This window comes from Streptomyces sp. NBC_01003 (genome assembly GCF_045162695.1).
In the GTDB taxonomy this organism is placed as follows: Bacteria; Actinomycetota; Actinomycetes; order Streptomycetales; family Streptomycetaceae; genus Streptomyces.
Window position 1 is genome coordinate 5894802 of the sequence record NZ_CP108707.1, and the last position, 16122, is coordinate 5910923.

At 71.7% G+C, this 16122-nt stretch carries 15 protein-coding genes; 9 read left to right on the forward strand and 6 right to left on the reverse strand.

The annotated features are described in order from the left end of the window. Positions 1–24: 24 nt before the first annotated feature. Positions 25–354 (reverse strand): SsgA family sporulation/cell division regulator, encoded by a 330-nt coding sequence (locus OG698_RS27030; RefSeq protein WP_406105979.1) that lies wholly within the window; start codon positions 352–354, stop codon positions 25–27. 192 nt (positions 355–546) lie between these two features. Here OG698_RS27030 and OG698_RS27035 point away from each other — a divergent pair, with 192 nt between their 5' ends. From OG698_RS27035 to OG698_RS27055, 5 genes are read left to right on the forward strand one after another with little or no spacing between them, the layout of a single operon-like run. Continuing rightward, on the forward strand, positions 547–1596 hold the full coding sequence (locus OG698_RS27035) for an energy-coupling factor ABC transporter permease (RefSeq protein WP_406105981.1): 1050 nt from the start codon (positions 547–549) through the stop codon (positions 1594–1596). A gap of 1 nt (position 1597) precedes the next feature. Further along, positions 1598–2359 (forward strand): cobalt ECF transporter T component CbiQ, encoded by a 762-nt coding sequence (gene cbiQ / locus OG698_RS27040; protein ID WP_100596131.1) that lies wholly within the window; start codon positions 1598–1600, stop codon positions 2357–2359. Continuing rightward, positions 2347–3132 (forward strand): energy-coupling factor ABC transporter ATP-binding protein, encoded by a 786-nt coding sequence (locus OG698_RS27045; protein WP_406105984.1) that lies wholly within the window; start codon positions 2347–2349, stop codon positions 3130–3132. The genes cbiQ and OG698_RS27045 overlap by 13 nt, the downstream gene beginning before the upstream one ends. A 52-nt stretch (positions 3133–3184) precedes the next feature. Then, positions 3185–4345 carry a serine hydrolase domain-containing protein gene (locus tag OG698_RS27050; RefSeq protein WP_406105985.1) on the forward strand — a complete coding sequence of 387 codons (1161 nt, stop codon included), beginning with the start codon at positions 3185–3187 and terminating at the stop codon, positions 4343–4345. A gap of 40 nt (positions 4346–4385) precedes the next feature. Further along, complete coding sequence (locus OG698_RS27055; protein ID WP_406105987.1) at positions 4386–5159, forward strand: SDR family NAD(P)-dependent oxidoreductase; 774 nt, start codon at positions 4386–4388, stop codon at positions 5157–5159. A gap of 8 nt (positions 5160–5167) precedes the next feature. Here OG698_RS27055 and OG698_RS27060 read toward each other — a convergent pair whose 3' ends face one another. From OG698_RS27060 to OG698_RS27080, 5 genes are all read right to left on the reverse strand, one after another. Then, positions 5168–6022 carry an EamA family transporter gene (locus OG698_RS27060; RefSeq protein WP_406105989.1) on the reverse strand — a complete coding sequence of 285 codons (855 nt, stop codon included), beginning with the start codon at positions 6020–6022 and terminating at the stop codon, positions 5168–5170. Beyond that, the gene (locus tag OG698_RS27065; RefSeq protein ID WP_406105990.1) at positions 6019–6534 is read right to left on the reverse strand and encodes a YbaK/EbsC family protein; all 516 of its coding nucleotides are present in this window, start codon (positions 6532–6534) and stop codon (positions 6019–6021) included. The genes OG698_RS27060 and OG698_RS27065 overlap by 4 nt, the downstream gene beginning before the upstream one ends. A 55-nt stretch (positions 6535–6589) precedes the next feature. Next, entirely contained in the window at positions 6590–8254 is a 1665-nt protein-coding gene (locus OG698_RS27070) for a penicillin-binding transpeptidase domain-containing protein (protein ID WP_406105991.1), read from the reverse strand. Between the two features lie 92 nt (positions 8255–8346). Then, positions 8347–9984 carry a penicillin-binding transpeptidase domain-containing protein gene (locus OG698_RS27075; protein WP_406105992.1) on the reverse strand — a complete coding sequence of 546 codons (1638 nt, stop codon included), beginning with the start codon at positions 9982–9984 and terminating at the stop codon, positions 8347–8349. A 130-nt stretch (positions 9985–10114) separates the two neighbouring features. Continuing rightward, positions 10115–11878 (reverse strand): dolichyl-phosphate-mannose--protein mannosyltransferase, encoded by a 1764-nt coding sequence (locus tag OG698_RS27080; RefSeq protein WP_406105994.1) that lies wholly within the window; start codon positions 11876–11878, stop codon positions 10115–10117. Between the two features lie 86 nt (positions 11879–11964). On the opposite strand from OG698_RS27080, the gene rsmI reads away from it, so the two are divergent. The 4 genes from rsmI (at position 11965) to OG698_RS27100 (ending at position 15943) form a co-directional block, all read left to right on the forward strand. Further along, the gene (gene rsmI, locus OG698_RS27085; protein ID WP_100596189.1) at positions 11965–12861 is read left to right on the forward strand and encodes a 16S rRNA (cytidine(1402)-2'-O)-methyltransferase; all 897 of its coding nucleotides are present in this window, start codon (positions 11965–11967) and stop codon (positions 12859–12861) included. A 194-nt stretch (positions 12862–13055) separates the two neighbouring features. Then, positions 13056–13511, forward strand: coding sequence for a hypothetical protein (locus OG698_RS27090; RefSeq protein WP_406105996.1), 456 nt, complete (start codon positions 13056–13058; stop codon positions 13509–13511). Between the two features lie 86 nt (positions 13512–13597). Further along, on the forward strand, positions 13598–14479 hold the full coding sequence (locus OG698_RS27095) for a TatD family hydrolase (RefSeq protein ID WP_406105998.1): 882 nt from the start codon (positions 13598–13600) through the stop codon (positions 14477–14479). Between the two features lie 135 nt (positions 14480–14614). Then, positions 14615–15943, forward strand: coding sequence for a ubiquitin-like domain-containing protein (locus tag OG698_RS27100; RefSeq protein ID WP_406105999.1), 1329 nt, complete (start codon positions 14615–14617; stop codon positions 15941–15943). Positions 15944–16122: the final 179 nt, after the last annotated feature.

Consider the following 16122-nt stretch of genomic DNA (forward strand, 5'->3'; position numbering starts at 1 on the left):
CTTGACCGGCAGTTCGACCGGCTCTCAGTGAGCCACCGGGGTGGCGGCCGTGTACGTCCGGCGAAGGAAGCGCACCAGTGCCTTCTTCTCGAACTGCACGACCGCCACCCCTTTCGGCGAGTGGAACTCCATGACGGCCTGGACGCGGCCGCACGGCCAGATGTGGACGTCGCCCACGGTGGTCGGGGCGCGCAGCCCCTGTTCCAGGAGCTCGCGGGTGAAGTACCAGTCACCCTCTTCGGGGACGGTGACGTGGATGCGGCCGTCGTAGCTCAGGACCGCGGGGACTGCCGGCGTCTCGTCGGGGGAGTCCGTGACGATGTGGGCTGGTGCGTACTGCTCGACGTCAGACATCGGAGACTCCTCGCCGTCTTTTGTGCGTACTGTCATCTAATGTCCCATATAAGCCATATGTCCGGCTATGCATCCAGGGTTTGATTCGGTCTTAATCGTGCGCCCAGCGCTCTTGCAACCAGTTCGCAACAAGGCACTATCATCGAACGGTCAACCAAGCCTGTCGTGTGCCCCGAAGCGGAGCTTTCACCCATGCATGTCCCCGACGGATTCATCAACGCCCCCGTATCGGCGGCCGCAGGTGTCGTCGCCGCGGGCGCCGTGGCCGTCAGCCTCCGAGGCGCGCGGCGCGAACTCGACGAGCGGACGGCCCCCCTCGCGGGCCTGGTCGCCGCGTTCATCTTCGCCGTGCAGATGCTGAACTTCCCCGTCGCGGCGGGCACCAGCGGCCACCTCCTGGGCGGCGCACTGGCCGCGATACTCGTCGGCCCCTATACCGGCGTCCTCTGTGTGTCCGTGGTGCTCCTGATGCAGGGCGTGCTCTTCGCCGACGGCGGGCTGACCGCGCTCGGCGTGAACATCACCGACATGGCGATCACCACGACCGTCGTCGCCTACCTCGCCTTCCGCGGCCTGGTGAAGGTGCTGCCCCGGGGGCGCCGCTCCATCACCGTCGCCTCCTTCGTCGCGGCGCTCCTGTCCGTCCCGGCCGCGGCCGTCGTCTTCACCCTGATCTACGCGATCGGCGGCACCACCGACGTCTCGATCGGCAAGGTCGCCACCGCGATGGTCGGCGTGCACGTCCTCATCGGCATCGGCGAGGCCGTCATCACCGCGCTGACCGTCGGCGCCGTCGTCGCCGTCCGCCCCGACCTCGTGTACGGCGCCCGCGGCCTGCACCGGCCGCTCAAGCTCCGCGTCGGCGGGGAACTCGTCGACGCCCCGGACACCGCGCCCGCGCCCGTCGCCGCACGCTCCCACCGCAAGGTCTGGATCACCGGTCTCGTCACCTCCCTCGTCCTCGCCGGCTTCGTCTCCTTCTACGCCTCCGCCAACCCGGACGGCCTGGAGAAGGTCGCCCACGACAAGGGCATCGACACGAAGACCGAGAAGCACGCCTCCGACGGCTCCCCGCTCGCCGGCTACGGCGTCAAGGACGTCGGCGACGCCCGGCTCTCCGGCGGCCTCGCCGGCGTGATCGGCGTCGGCGTCACCGTCGTCGCGGGCAGCGGCATCTTCTGGGTGCTGCGCAGGCGCCGCACCGCGGACACCTCCCCGAGCGAGATCACGGAGACCGTCTGACATGGGTGCGGGGCACGCGCACAAGCTCTACCGGCACGGGCACTCGCCCGTGCACGGCCTGCCGCCGCACACCAAGCTCGCCGCCGTCTTCTGCTTCGTGATCGTGGTCGTCTCCACGCCCCGCGAGGCGATGTGGGCGTTCGCCCTGTACGCGGTGCTGCTCGCGGCCGTCGCGTACGCGGCCAGGGTCCCGGCCGCCTTCCTCCTCAAGCGGCTCCTCATCGAGATCCCCTTCGTCGCCTTCGCCGTCCTCATGCCGTTCGTGGCGCAGGGCGAGCGCGTGGATGTCCTCGGGATGTCCCTCAGTGTCAACGGCCTGTGGGGCGCCTGGAACGTCCTCGCCAAGGGCACCCTCGGCGTCGCCGCGTCCGTCCTGCTCGCCTCCACGACGGAGCTGCGCGAACTGCTGCTCGGCCTGCAACGGCTCAAGCTGCCGCCGCTCCTGGTCCAGATCGCGTCGTTCATGATCCGCTACGGCGATGTGATCACCGACGAGATGCGCCGCATGAAGATCGCCCGGGAGTCGCGCGGCTTCGAGGCGAGCGGCGTGAAGCACTGGGGCGTCCTCGCCAAGTCCGCCGGAGCCCTCTTCATCCGTTCCTACGAGCGCGGCGAGCGCGTGCATCTGGCCATGGTCAGCCGCGGGTACGCCGGATCGATGCCGGTCATCGACGACGTGAGCGCGTCCCGCACGCAGTGGTCGTACGCCCTCACCCTCCCCTGTGCCGCTCTTGTCGTCTGTCTGCTGGGATGGCTGCTGTGACTGTTTCCCCCGCCTCGCTCTCGTCGCCTTCCCTCGCCTCTCTCGAGGTCAGCGGCCTCGCCTACGCCTACCCCGACGGGCACCAGGCCCTCTTCGGCGTCGACCTGACCATCGGCCGCGGTGAGCGCGTCGCCCTGCTCGGGCCCAACGGCGCGGGCAAGACGACCCTCGTGCTGCATCTCAACGGCATCCTCACCGGCGGCGCCGGCACCGTGACCGTCGCCGGTCTGCCCGTCGGCAAGCAGCACATGGCCGAGATCCGGCGCAAGGTCGGCATCGTCTTCCAGGACCCCGACGACCAGCTCTTCATGCCGACCGTCCGAGAGGACGTGGCCTTCGGTCCCGCCGCGGCCGGGGTGAAGGGGCCCGAACTCGAGGCCCGCGTGCACAAGGCCCTCGCCCAGGTCGGTATGGCCGACTTCGCCGACCGGCCGCCGCACCACCTCTCCTTCGGGCAGCGCCGCCGCGTCGCGGTCGCCACCGTCCTCGTCATGGAGCCCGAGATCCTCGTCCTGGACGAGCCCTCGTCGAACCTCGACCCGGCCTCGCGCCGCGAACTCGCCGACATCCTGCGGTCGTTGGACGTCACCGTCCTGATGGTCACGCACGACCTGCCGTACGCGCTCGAACTCTGCCCGCGCTCGGTGATCCTCAGCGAGGGCGTGATCGCGGCCGACGGGACGACCGGCGACCTCCTCGCCGACGAGGACCTCATGCGCGCCCACCGCCTGGAGCTCCCCTTCGGCTTCGACCCGAAGTCCGTGAAGGTCTGAGCGGCCGAGGAATCCTCAGCGATCCATGGCTGTTGCACCCGATGTGAGTGACATGAACGGCACAGTGGCCACCGGGTTCGAACCGGTCAGGGACGCCTTCGCGCACAACTTCGCCGCGCTCGGCGAGCGCGGCGCGGGCGTGGTCGTCTACCGCGACGGACACAAGGTCGTCGACCTGTGGGCCGGCACCCGCGACGTGAGCGGCGGCGCCCCCTGGGAGCGCGGCACCGCCCAGATCATGCGCTCCGCCACGAAGGGCGTGGCCGCCGCCGCGCTGCTCCTCCTGCACCAGCGGGGAGAGCTCGACCTGGACGCGCCGGTCAGCGCCTACTGGCCCGAGTTCAAGGAGCACGGCAAGGAGCACGTCCTCGTCCGTGACGTCCTCGCGCACCGCGCCGGGGTGCCCGCGCTCGACCGCCCGCTGACCCCCGCCGAGGCCGCCGACCCCGACACCGGCGCCGCGGCCGTCGCCGCCCAGGCCCCCGCCTGGGAACCCGGCACCGACCACGGCTATCACGCGCAGACCTACAGCTGGCTCACCGGCGAGCTCGTGCGCCGCGTCACCGGCCGCACCGTCGGCGCCTGGACCGCCGAGCACATAGCCGCCCCCGTCGGCGCCGACCTCTGGGTCGGGCTGCCCGACGCCGAGGCGCACCGCGCCGGTCTCATCGGCCCCGTCGAACCCCCGGCAGTGCCCGGCGGCGGCCTGCGCACCCGCCCCAGGAAGAACGTCGCCGACGCGTACTCCGACCCCGGCTCCCTCACCCGCCGCGCCTTCGGCGCCATCGCCCCCGCGCCCGACGAGAACGCCCCGGCCTACCGCGCGGCCGAGCTCCCCGCCTCGAACGGCGTCGGCACGGCGGAGGGACTCGCCCGTTTCTACGCGTCCCTGATCGGCGAAGTCGACGGCGGTACCCGCCTGTTCACACCGGACACGGCTCAGGCGGCCCGCACGGAGGCGTCCGAGGGCGCCGACCGGGTCCTCGTCGTCCCGACCCTCTTCGGACTCGGCTACATGCTCCACGGGGTCGCCTCCCCCCTCCTCGGCCCCGGCTCCTTCGGCCACCCCGGGCGGGGCGGTCCGCTCGGCTTCGCGGACCCCGAGTCCGGGATCGCCTTCGGGTACGTCACGAACGGCATGCAGAAGGGCGTCACCGCCGACCCGCGCGCTCAGGCGCTGGTACGGGCCGTGCGCGCCTCGCTCGCCGGATAACCGCCGTGTGCCCCGGACGCGCGCCGGGTAGCGTCGGCCCATGAGGCGCTTCGAGGGGTACGGGGTCATGATCACCGGCGCGGCGCGCGGCATCGGCGCCGCCACCGCGCACAGGTTCGCCGCAGAGGGGGCGCAGGTCGCCGTCACCGATGTGGATCCGCAGGCAGCCGAGAAGACAGCTGCCGGGATTCGCGAACAGGGCGGCGCGGCAACGGCGTTCACCTGCGACGTCTCGTCACGCGAGTCGGTGGAGGCGGCGGTCGCGGCCGTCGTGGAGGAGTTCGGCCGCCTCGACGTGCTCGTCAACAACGCCTACGCGTGTGCCCCGGACGCCGCTCTCTTCGAGGACGAGCCCGACGAGGTGTGGGCCCGCGACCTCGACATCACGCTCACCGGCGCGTACCGCTGCTGCCGTGCCGCGCTGCCGTACCTGGTGGCGTCGGGCCGCGGCGCGATCGTGAGCATCGGATCCGTCAACGGCCTTCAGGACTACGGCAATCACGCGTACAGCGCCGCGAAGGCGGGACTCGGTTCGCTGACCCGCACCCTCGCCGGGCACGCGGGCCCGCGCGGCGTCCGCGTCAACCTCGTCGCGCCGGGCACGGTGCGCACCCCCGCCTGGTCGGGCCGGGGCGCCGCCCTGGACGCCGTCAGCGGCCTCTACCCGCTGGGGCGGGTCGGTGAGCCGGAGGACATCGCGGCGGCCGTCACGTTCCTCGCCTCGCCGGACGCGGCATGGATCACCGGGGTCACACTCCCGGTCGACGGCGGCCTGACCTCGGCGAGCCTGGGATTCCGCGCCCAGCTCCAGTGACGCACCGCTCAGCCCGCGGTGTGCAGCATCAGCCCGATCCCCGCCACCATCAGCCCCGCCGCCACCATCCGCGGCGTCCCGAAGCGCTCCTTGAAGAACACCGTCCCGATCGCCGCGCCCACGATGATCGACGACTCGCGCAGGGCCGAGATCGGGGCGAGGTCCGCCCGTGTCTGCGCCCACAGGACGAGCCCGTACGCGGACACGGACAGCGCAGCGCCGAGCAGCCCGACCGCCGCGAACGGCCGCAGCCGGGCGGCCAGTTCACCGCGCCACGTCCAGGCCGCGTAGACGGGGACGCCGAGGCCGCCGAGCATCATCAGCCACGCGATGTAGCCGAGCGAGTTCCCGGAGGCGCGCACGCCGAGGCCGTCCACCACCGTGTACGCGGCGATGGACACGCCCGTCGCGACGGCCGCCCCCACGGCCGCCCAGTCGGGCCTGCGCCCAGAGCCCCGTATGCCCCACAGCGCGAGCCCGGTCAGGCCCGCGCACGAGACCGCGACGCCCGCCGCCTGCCAGCCGTCGGGGATCTCGCCCGCGAACACCGCGGCGAGCACGGTCACCACGAGGGGCGCCGTGCCGCGCGCGATCGGGTACGCCTGGCCGAAGTCGCCGAGCCTGAACGACCGCATGAGCAGGGCGTAGTAGGCGACGTGGAGGAGTGCGGAGAAGATCAGATACGGCCAGGCCGCGGCGTGCGGGAACGGCACGAAGGGCGCGCACACGAGCCCGATGAGCGCGCCGCCGCCCGAGATCAGCGTGAAGCCGACCAGCTTGTCGGTGATGTGGTGGGCGATCGCGTTCCAGCTCGCGTGCGTGACGGCCGCGAGGAGCACGGCCGCCGCGACGAGTGGGGTCACTGAGCGCTCTCGCGCACGTCCACGAGGGTCGCACCGGCGTGTGTGATCAGCGACTTGGGGTCCATGGGGAACACGGCGTACGGGGTGCCGGCGGCGGCCCACACGGTGTCGTGGTCCAGGAGTGAACGGTCGGCGAGGACCCGGGTCCTGGTGAGGTGTCCGAAGGGCGGGATGCCGCCGATCGCGTATCCGGTCGTCGCGCGCACGACGTCCGCCTTGGCGCGGGTGACCTTCTCGGCGCCCAGCTCGCGCCGGACCAGCTCCACGTCCACCCGCGACGCGCCGTCCATCAGCACAAGCACCGGAACATTGTCCGCGGCGAAGATCAGCGACTTGCAGATCTGGCTGAGTTCGCAGCCGATCGCGGCCGCGGCCTCCTGCGCGGTCCGGGTCGCCTCCGGGAAGCGGCGGACGAGCGGGAGTACGTCGGCCAGGCCCAGCTCGGTGAGGGCCTCGGCGAAACGGGGGTGCGCGTGGGTGGCGGCGGATGCGGCAGGTTCCGGGGTGCTCATGGCGGCACCGTAGCGCTCCGTGTACCCGCCACGCGACCAGGTATCGCCCCGACGTTCAGTCCCCGGCGAGCAGCATCTGCCGCACCACGGGACCCGCCGAGTCACCGCCGTGGCCGCCCTGCTGGACGACCGCCGCCGAGGCCAGGTCACCGCGCCAGGCCGTGAACCAGCCGTTCGGCTCCTTCTGCCCGTCGACCTCCGCCGAGCCGGTCTTCGCGCCCATGTCGGTGCCGAGCCCCGACATCGGCTCGACCGCCGTACCGGCGACCGCCGTGTAGTGCAGCAACTCGCGCAGGGCGCTCACAGTCGACGGGGACAGCTTGCGGGACGCCGTGGCGAGCGTGCGGTGGTCGAATTCGGGCGAGACGAGGTAGGGCTGCTTGAACTCGCCCGTCTTGGCGGTGGCGACGACCGACGCCATGTTGAGCGGGTTCATCCGCACCCCGCCCTGCCCGATCAGCGAGGCCGCCATCTGCGCCTGCGACTGCACCGGGACCGCGCCGTCGAAGCTGGGCACGCCGATCGACCAGTTGTCGCGGCCGAGCCCGAAGACCTCCTGCGCCTGCTTCGTCAGGTCGCCGTCCTCCAGCTCCTTGGCCTGGCTGATGAAGGCGGTGTTGCACGAGCGCGCGAAGCTGGCCCGGAACGTGCCGTCCTTGATCTCGAACTTGTCGTCGTTCTGGAACTTCCAGCCGCCGTATGTCACGTACTTGGGGCACGGGTGCTTCTTGTCGACGCCCGCGAGGTTCTTCTCCAGGAGCATCGACGACGTCACGATCTTCATCGTGGAGCCGGGCGCGAGGGAGCCCTGGAAGGCCGTGTTGAAGCCTTCGGGGCGGGAGTTGGCGACCGCGAGGATCTCTCCGGTCGACGGCTTGATGACGACGACCGAGGCTTTCTCCCGCTTGGCGACCTCGCGTTCGGCGACGGCCTGCGACGTCGGGCTGATCGTCGTACGCAGGGTGCCGGGCGTGCCCTTGGCGAGCGTGACGAGCGTCTTGTCGGGCGTGTGCTCGCTCTCCTTGCCGCTCTCCTTGTGGACGACGCGCAGCTCGATGCCCGCCGTGCCGCCGGCCTTCTTGCCGTACTTCTCGCGCAGCCCGTCGATGACGGTGCCGAGCGAGGGGTACTCGGCCGCGGTCAGCTCGTTCCCGGAGCGGTCCGTCGCCTTGATCGGGGGGTCACCGGCCGCGCCCGTGACGAGCCGGTCACCGTCCTTGAGGTCCGGGTGCACGACGGACGCCTGCCACCCGACGAGCGGCTTGCCGTCCTTCACCCTCCGCACGACGGTCAGTTCGGAGCCGTACGCGAACGGCTTCGACTTTCCCCCGTACGAGACGGTCGCCGACACCGCGAACGGCATCTTCGCCCCGGCGCGCTTCCCGGGCGTCAGCTTCACCCCGGACAGATGGGCGTCCTTGCCGTACGAGGTGAGGGCGGCCGTCGCCGCGGTGGCGTCGTCCGTGGCGGCCGCAGCCTTCGCGGTGTCGCCCGCGGCCCAGGCGGTCAGGAACCGGTCGGCCGCGGTGCGGACCTCGGCCGCGGTGACGGGACCCGTCTTGACGTGGGGCTTGTCGTCGGCCGCGGTCGTCCGGTCCGAGTCGCCGCTGAAGAGGGCGTAGGCGCTGACTCCGGCGCCGAGCACCACGACGGCGACCACGCCGCCGATCACGGCCGCGTTCGCCTTCTTGCGCTCGGGTTGCCTGCCTCTGCTGCCCACCGGTCCTCCGTCGTTGCCTGTCTGCCCGGTCCACTGGGTTCCTCGCGGACGGCTCAGACTAAGGCGTCTTGATAAGTGCCCCCGACGTCGGCTCAGCTACCCGCCCGTAGCACCGCCGCCACGATAGGGCCCGCGGCGTCGCCGCCGTGGCCGCCCTCCTCGGTGACCGCGGCCGCCGCGACATCCCCGCGGTAGCCGGTGAACCAGCTGTTCGACTTGGTCTGGCCGGTGACCTCGGCCGAGCCGGTCTTGGCGCCGATCTCCGGGCCGAGACCCGCCATGACCTGTGCCGCGGTGCCGACCGTCGCCGTGCGGTACATCATCTGCCGCAGTTGCGCGGCGGTGTTCGGGGGCAGGCCGCGGGCGGTGGCGAGCTCCCGGTCGTCGACGGAGCGCGGCACGATCACGGGCTGCCGGAAGACGCCCGTCTTCGCGGTCGCCGTGACGGACGCCATGTTCAGCGGGTTCATCTGGATCTGGCCCTGCCCGATGGCGTTGGCCGCGCGGTCGGGTCCGCCGGACGCCGGAATCTTGCCGTCCGCGGACGCGATGCCGGTCTTCCAGTTGTCCTGGCCCAGACCGAAGCGGTCCTGCGCCTCGCGCGTCAACGACTCGTCCGTCAGCGGCTTCTCGTCGATGAGCTTCACGAACGCCGTGTTGCACGACCGCGCGAAGCTGTCCGCGAGGTTGGCGCCCTCGTTGGCCTTCATGCCCGGAAGGTTGTGGAACGTCTGGCTCTGCCAGGTCGCGGTGTCCGGGCAGGGCGCGGGGCTGCTGACCGACGCGACACCGTTGTCGATGAGCATCGCCGTGGTGACGATCTTCATCGTGGAGCCGGGGGCCTGCTCGCCCTGGAAGGCGGCGTTGAAGCCGTCCTGGCGGTGGTTGGCGACCGCGAGGACCTGGCCCGTGCTCGGCTGCACGGCCACCACGGACGACTCGTCGAAGCTCTTCACGGCCTTCTCCGCCGCCGCCTGCGCGGTCGCGCTGAGCGTCGTGTGCAGCTCGCCGGCCCTGCCCTTCACGAGCGTGAGCAGCGTCTTGGTCCCGGCGTCCTCGTTCTCGGGCTGGATGTACGTCTCCACACCCGCGCGGCCGCCGGCCGAGTCGCCGTACTTCTCGCGCAGCTGGTCCAGGATCGGCCCGAGCGAGGGGTACTTCTCCTTCGTCAGGACGGCGCCCGAGCGGTCCACGGCCTCGATCGGCGGCGCCGAGGCCTCGCCCGTGACGAGGGTGTCGCCCCTGCGCATGTCCGGGTGCACGACGGACGCCTGCCAGTCGACCAGCGCCCGGCCGGTGTTGAGCCCCCGCACGACCTTCAGCGACGAGTCGTACGAGAGGGTCTTCTTCTTCCCCTCGAACGACACCGTGGCCTTCACCTCGAACGGCACCTGCGCCCCCGAGGGCGCCCCCGCCGTCAGCGTGGTCTGCGTGACGTGCGCGTCGTCGTGCCAGCCGGTCAGCGCCGAGAGCGCAGACTCCGCGTTGTTCGTGTACGTCGACGCGGTGCCCGGGTCGGACTTCGCCCACGCCGCGAGGAACTTCTGCGACACGTCCTTGATATCGTCCGCCGTCGGCGGCCCGGTCCTGCGCGGCGAGGGTGCCCCCGCCGTACTCGATCCGCCCGAACCGGTCACGGCCGTCACCACGTTGTACGCGCCGTATCCCGCGCCCCCGACCATGATGGCGAACACCCCGCCGATCACAGCCGTCTTGGCCCCCTTGCGCATGCTGCGTCCCCTCCCCAGGTTCCGGTGGGGAACTTTAGGCGGCAGCCGTGCCCGGTGTGACGAGAGTGCGCAGATGTTGTCCGAACTTGTCCGAACGGAGACCGCTTGCGCGGGGTCGGGTCGTCCGAGGTCAGACCCAGGAGTCCAGCCACATCCGGGACTGCCAGGAGTGGAACGGGATCGCCTGGCCGGTATAGATCGGCCAGAAGTAGACGAAGTTCCACACGATCAGCAGCACGAGCACGCCCGCGCCCGCCGCGCCCACGACTCTGCGCCGCTCCCCGGAGCCCGGTGGCCCGAGGATCGCGCCGACCAGCATCGCGACGGCGAGACAGAGGAAGGGCACGAAGACGACCGCGTAGAAGAAGAAGATCGTGCGTTCCTGGTAGTTGAACCAGGGCAGATAGCCCGCGGCGATGGCGCACGCGATGGCTCCCGCCCGCCAGTCGCGGCGGAAGAACCAGCGCCACAGCAGATACAGCACGGCGAACGCCGCCGCCCACCACAGCAGCGGGGTGCCGAGCGCGAGGACCTCGCGGGCGCACTTGTCGCCCGCGTCGGCCGGGCAGCCGTCCTTGCCGGGCAGCGGGGACTCGTAGAAGTACGAGACCGGCCTGCCGTCGACGAGCCAGCTCCACGGGTTCGACTGGTAGATGTGCGGGGAGCTGAGCCCCACGTTGAACTTGTAGACCTCGTGCTCGTAGTGCCACAGGCTGCGCACCCAGTCGGGGAACAGCCAGGTCCAGGAGCCGCCCCGGCCGTCGGTCGCCGCCCAGTTGCGGAAGTAGCCGCCGGTCCCGTCGGCAGGAGAAAGGATCCAGCCGAGCCAGGACAGGACGTATGTGCCGACCGCGACCGGCACCGTCGACAGGAACGCCCAGCCGAGGTCCCGCTTGAGCACGGTGACGTACGGCCGGCCGGCCCCGGCGACGCGGCGCGCGCCGACGTCCCACAGGACCGTGAGGATGCCGAACGCGGCCACATAGATGAAGCCGTTCCACTTCGTGCCCGCGGCGAGACCCAGGCACAGGCCGGCCAGCAGCCGCCACGGGCGCCAGCCGAGGCGCAGCGTCTCGGCGATGTGCACGTCGGGGCGCGGCACGCCGTCCTCGCCCCTCGGGAGCGCGGCAGCGAGCTTCCCGCGCGCCTTGTCACGGTCCACGACGAGGCAGCCGAACGCGGCGACGACGAAGAACACGAGGATCGAGTCGAGGAGCGCCGTGCGGCTCATGACGAACGCGAGGCCGTCCACGGCGAGCAGCAGACCGGCCAGGCAGCCGAGGAACGTCGAGCGGAACAGCCGCCGCCCGATGCGGCACACCAGCAGTACGCACAGCGTGCCGAGCACCGCCGTCATGAACCGCCAGCCGAACGGGTTGAATCCGAACAGCCACTCGCCGATCCCGATGACGTACTTGCCGACCGGCGGATGCACGACGTACGCGGCGTCGTGCGGGATCGGCACATGACCGTCGGTCTTGAGGATCAGGTCGTTGGCGTTCTTGTCCCAGTTGACCTCGAAGCCGCGGTGGATCAGCGCCCACGCGTCCTTCGCGTAGTACGTCTCGTCGAATATCACGGCCTTCGGGCTGCCGAGATGCCAGAACCGCATCAGGCCCGCGACCAGCGTCACGAGCAGCGGACCGAGCCAGCCCGACCAGCGCGTCACGCCCCGCGCGACACGGTCGGAGAGGCCGAGCGTCGTCCACAGCCGCGACGACGGCGGCGCGTACGGCGGCACGAGCCGCGTGCCCACGTCGCCTCTGGGCCGCGCCACGTGACCGAACCGCCGCAGCCGGCGCTCCCACGTCGACGGCTGCCGCCCCTCGCCGGGGTTCTGGCCCGGCGGGGCGCTGGTCGAGGGCGAGTGCGGCGAGGACGCAGTACTGGTCACCGCGCCATCGTAGGGAACGTCCTTGTGCGAGTCCCGTGTGCGGCCCGACCGAGTCGGCCGGTCCCCGCCCCTGCGAGGATGGATCCGTGACATCAAGCCCAGAATCCCCCGGAACGCTCGTGCTCGCGGGCACGCCCATCGGAGACGTGTCGGACGCGCCGCCCCGGCTCAGCAAGGAGCTGGCCGGCGCCGACGTCATCGCCGCCGAGGACACCCGCAGGCTGCGGCGCCTGACGCAGGCGCTCGGGGTGACCCCGGGCGGGCGCGTCGTGTCGTACTTCGAGGGGAACGAGTCCGCCCGCACGCCCGAGCTGGTCGAGGCGCTAGCGGGCGGGGCCCGGGTGCTGCTCGTGACCGACGCGGGGATGCCGTCCGTGTCCGACCCCGGGTACCGGCTCGTCGCGGCCGCCGTCGAGCGGGACATCAAGGTCACCGCCGTGCCCGGTCCGTCCGCGGTGCTCACCGCGCTCGCGCTGTCCGGGCTGCCCGTCGACCGGTTCTGCTTCGAGGGCTTCCTGCCCCGCAAGGCCGGCGAGCGCATGGGCCGGCTCAAGGAAGTGGCGGAGGAACGCCGCACCCTCGTCTATTTCGAGGCCCCGCACCGCCTCGACGACACCCTCGCCGCGATGGCCGAGGCATTCGGCGCCGACCGCAGGGCGGCCGTGTGCCGCGAGCTCACCAAGACGTACGAGGAAGTGAAGCGGGGCCCGCTCGGGGAACTCGCGAAATGGGCCGCTGAAGGCGTACGCGGCGAAATCACCGTCGTCGTCGAGGGTGCCCCGGAGAAGGGCGCGGAGTCACTCGACGCCTCCGAGCTGGTACGCAGGGTGCAGGTGCGCGAGGAGGCGGGGGAGCGGCGCAAGGAAGCAATCGCCGCCGTGGCCGCCGAAGCGGGGCTACCCAAGCGCGAGGTCTTCGATGCCGTGGTGGCGGCAAAGAATGCCGCTCGGGGCGCCCCATCGGAGGGCAAAGGACTATCGTGAAAAGCAAAGCGCAGGCCGAGCATCGGGCCTCTTCCGATAAGGAAAGGCCAAATCGGATCCAATAGTCGACAGGCCTGATGCGATCGCGCCGGGAGAAGCGTCCACTGGTTGAAGGGACGCACCCGTCCCACGCTTCAGGGTGGATGTAATGCCCCGCCCGGAGGTGCCTTGTCCAGCGGACAAGAGGAGCAGGCATGAGTGAGATCGCAGGCGCCGTACCGACACCGGCCGGTGCTGCCGCACCCCAGATACCCAACCGGAGCGCGGCCACAGCCATCGCCCACGAGTCGTACGCCTTCGCCTGCATGCGGTGCGGTCACGGCTGGGAGCAGAGTTTCGAGATCGAGCACCACATCGACGGCGACGGCGCCGAGTTCGTGATGTACGTGGTGGGCGGCGAGCGCGTCCCGTCGCCGCTGACCCGGCCCACGTGCCTCAACTGCGGCGGCCATGTCGTACGGATCATGAGGGCGGGGCGGGTCTCGTCGATCCGCGGCGTGATGGAGCGCGAGGGAATCATGCCGGGGGAGCAGCGCGAGGGCGAGGACCACCCCGCGAAGGGCCACCCTGCGAAGGACCACCCCGCCAAGGACCACCACTGGCACCTCTCCGACCTGCTGCATCCCTTCCAGAACCGCAAAACCGACTGAGCACCGACCAAGCGCCGACTGAGCACAGGCTGAGCGGTAACCGCACCCCGACGACCCCGGTGACCCCGGCTTCGTAAAATCGGGGCATGAGCTCTGACCGTTCGAAGGACGTCACCCCGCCGCCGCTGCCCGCGCCCCTCACGGTGCCGGTCGCCGACTCGCACACCCACCTCGACATGCAGTCGGGCACGGTGGAGGAGGGCCTCGCCAAGGCCGCGTCGGTGGGTGTGACGACCGTCGTCCAGGTCGGCTGCGACGTGAACGGGTCCCGCTGGGCCGCCGACACCGCGGCCGCGCACCCGAGCGTGCACGCCACCGTCGCCCTGCACCCGAACGAGGCGCCCCGCATCGTCCTCGGCGACCCCGACGGCTGGTCGCGGCAGGGGGAGCGGCCGGCCGGTGGCGACGCGGCCCTCGACGAGGCGCTCGCGGAGATCGACCGGCTCGCGGCCCTCCCGCACGTCAAGGGCGTCGGCGAGACCGGACTCGACCACTTCCGTACGGGACCTGAAGGCATCGCCGCGCAGGAGCGCTCCTTCCGGGCCCACATCGAGATCGCCAAGCGGCACGGCAAGGCGCTCGTGATTCACGACCGCGACGCCCACGACGACGTGCTGCGGATCCTCAAGGAGGAGGGCGCCCCCGAGCGCACCGTCTTCCACTGCTACTCCGGAGACGCGGAGATGGCCCGGATCTGCGCCGAGAACGGCTACTTCATGTCGTTCGCCGGGAACATCACCTTCAAGAACGCGCAGCCCCTGCGCGACGCGCTCGCCGTCGCCCCGCGCGAGCTCGTCCTGGTCGAGACCGACGCGCCCTTCCTGACCCCCGCGCCCTACCGCGGACGGCCTAATGCCCCGTATCTCATTCCGGTCACGCTGCGCGCGATGGCCGCGGTGAAGGGCCTCGACGAGGACGCCCTCGCGGCGGCCGTCTCCGCCAACACGGCCCGCGCCTTCGGCTACTGAACGACCACGCTCCCGGGACGGCGCCCGGCGGGTGAGGCCGGCAACGCGTCGCGACACAGCGTAGTGGCGATGCTTTGGAGAGTGACGATGCTCCGCTAGGTTCTCCTCGCCCGATCCGGACCCAGGAGCGTCGTCGTGAGCAATTCGCCGTACGGGACGTATGAGCCGCAGGAAACGCTCGACGCGCTCGGGACATACGAGCCGCCGCCCGGCCCGCAGCCTTACGGGGACGCCTACCGCCCCGGCTACGAGTCGATGGAGACCCAGCCGGCCTGGCAGGTGCCCGAAGTACTGCTGCCGCTCCAGTCCGCCCCGGCCGCGGGGCGCGCCGAGGCCCGCAGGGCGGCCCGGCGCAGGAAACGGCCCGAGCGGCCCGAGACCCTCAGACGCCTGCTGCCGCAGGCCCTCGTCGTCGTGTTCCTGGCCGGCGGCACCACCGCGTTCGTCGCCGCCGACAAGGCGGTCCAGCTCAGCGTCGAAGGCAGGCCGCGCACCCTGCACACCTTCGCGGACGACGTCAGTGAGCTGCTCGCCGACGAGGGGGTCGACGTCGGCCCGCACGATGTCGTCGTGCCCGCCCCCGGCACCGCCCTGGCCAGCGGGGACGAGGTCACCGTGCGTTACGGCAGGCCCGTCCACCTCACCATCGACAGGGAGCGCCGCCGGGTGTGGACCACCGCGGGCACCGTCGACGGCGCGCTGCACCAGCTGGGCGTGCGCGCCGAGGGCGCTTACGTCTCCACGTCCCGCTCCCGCCGCATCGCCCGCGACGGCCTCGCGTTCGACGTCCGCACGGAACGCAGCGTCACGGTCATGGCCGACGGGCGCGAGCGCACCATCCGTACCAACGCCGCCACCGTCCGGGACGCCGTGGACGAGGCGGGCATCTCGCTGCACGGCCAGGACACCACGTCCGTGCCGCAGGACAGCTTCCCGCGCGACGGGCAGACGATCACCGTCATGCGGATCAAGGGCAGCAAGGAGGTGCGCGAGGAAGTCATCGAGTACGCCGTGGAGCGCACCCAGGACCCGACGCTGTTCCGCGGCACCGAGGTCGTCGAACGGGCGGGCCGCCAGGGCGCCCGCCGCGTCACCTACGCCCTGCGCACCGTCAACGGCGTCAAGCAGAAGCCGCGCCGCATGAGCGCCGAGGTCGTGCGGCGGCCGCGCAGCCAGGTCGTGAAGGTCGGCACCAAGCCGCTGCCGCCCTCCGTCGCAGGCGCCGACGGCCTGAACTGGAGCGGGCTCGCCCGGTGCGAGTCCGGCGGGCGCCCCGCCGCGACCGACGCCACCGGCACCTACGGCGGCCTCTACCAGTTCGACGTACAGACCTGGCACAGCCTGGGCGGCGGCGGCCGGCCCCAGGACGCGTCCGCCTCCGAGCAGACGTACCGGGCGAAGAAGCTCTACGTGCGGCGCGGCGCGAGCCCCTGGCCGCACTGCGGGGGCCGCCTGCACGGATAGGGCCTGTCGGTCGGATCAGGCTGGGCTCGCGGGGTCCGGCAGGCACTCCCCCGAGCTCTCGGCTCCGCTCGAGCAGGGGGACCCCCATGACCCCGCTCCCTGATCCAGCCCGATCCAGACGAAGGCCCCGGGCTCCCGCGGGGCCCCGCGGTCCGGTCGGGACCCGGCCGCGGCGCCCC

Coding starts and splice junctions, on each gene's coding strand:
- OG698_RS27075 (WP_406105992.1), bottom strand. CDS start 9,984: ATGCGCAAGGGGGCCAAGACGGCTGTGATCGGCGGGGTGTTCGCCATC.
- OG698_RS27030 (WP_406105979.1), bottom strand. CDS start 354: ATGTCTGACGTCGAGCAGTACGCACCAGCCCACATCGTCACGGACTCC.
- OG698_RS27045 (WP_406105984.1), top strand. CDS start 2,347: ATGGCTGCTGTGACTGTTTCCCCCGCCTCGCTCTCGTCGCCTTCCCTC.
- OG698_RS27035 (WP_406105981.1), top strand. CDS start 547: ATGCATGTCCCCGACGGATTCATCAACGCCCCCGTATCGGCGGCCGCA.
- OG698_RS27095 (WP_406105998.1), top strand. CDS start 13,598: ATGAGCTCTGACCGTTCGAAGGACGTCACCCCGCCGCCGCTGCCCGCG.
- cbiQ (WP_100596131.1), top strand. CDS start 1,598: ATGGGTGCGGGGCACGCGCACAAGCTCTACCGGCACGGGCACTCGCCC.
- OG698_RS27065 (WP_406105990.1), bottom strand. CDS start 6,534: ATGAGCACCCCGGAACCTGCCGCATCCGCCGCCACCCACGCGCACCCC.
- OG698_RS27055 (WP_406105987.1), top strand. CDS start 4,386: ATGAGGCGCTTCGAGGGGTACGGGGTCATGATCACCGGCGCGGCGCGC.
- OG698_RS27050 (WP_406105985.1), top strand. CDS start 3,185: ATGAACGGCACAGTGGCCACCGGGTTCGAACCGGTCAGGGACGCCTTC.
- OG698_RS27090 (WP_406105996.1), top strand. CDS start 13,056: ATGAGTGAGATCGCAGGCGCCGTACCGACACCGGCCGGTGCTGCCGCA.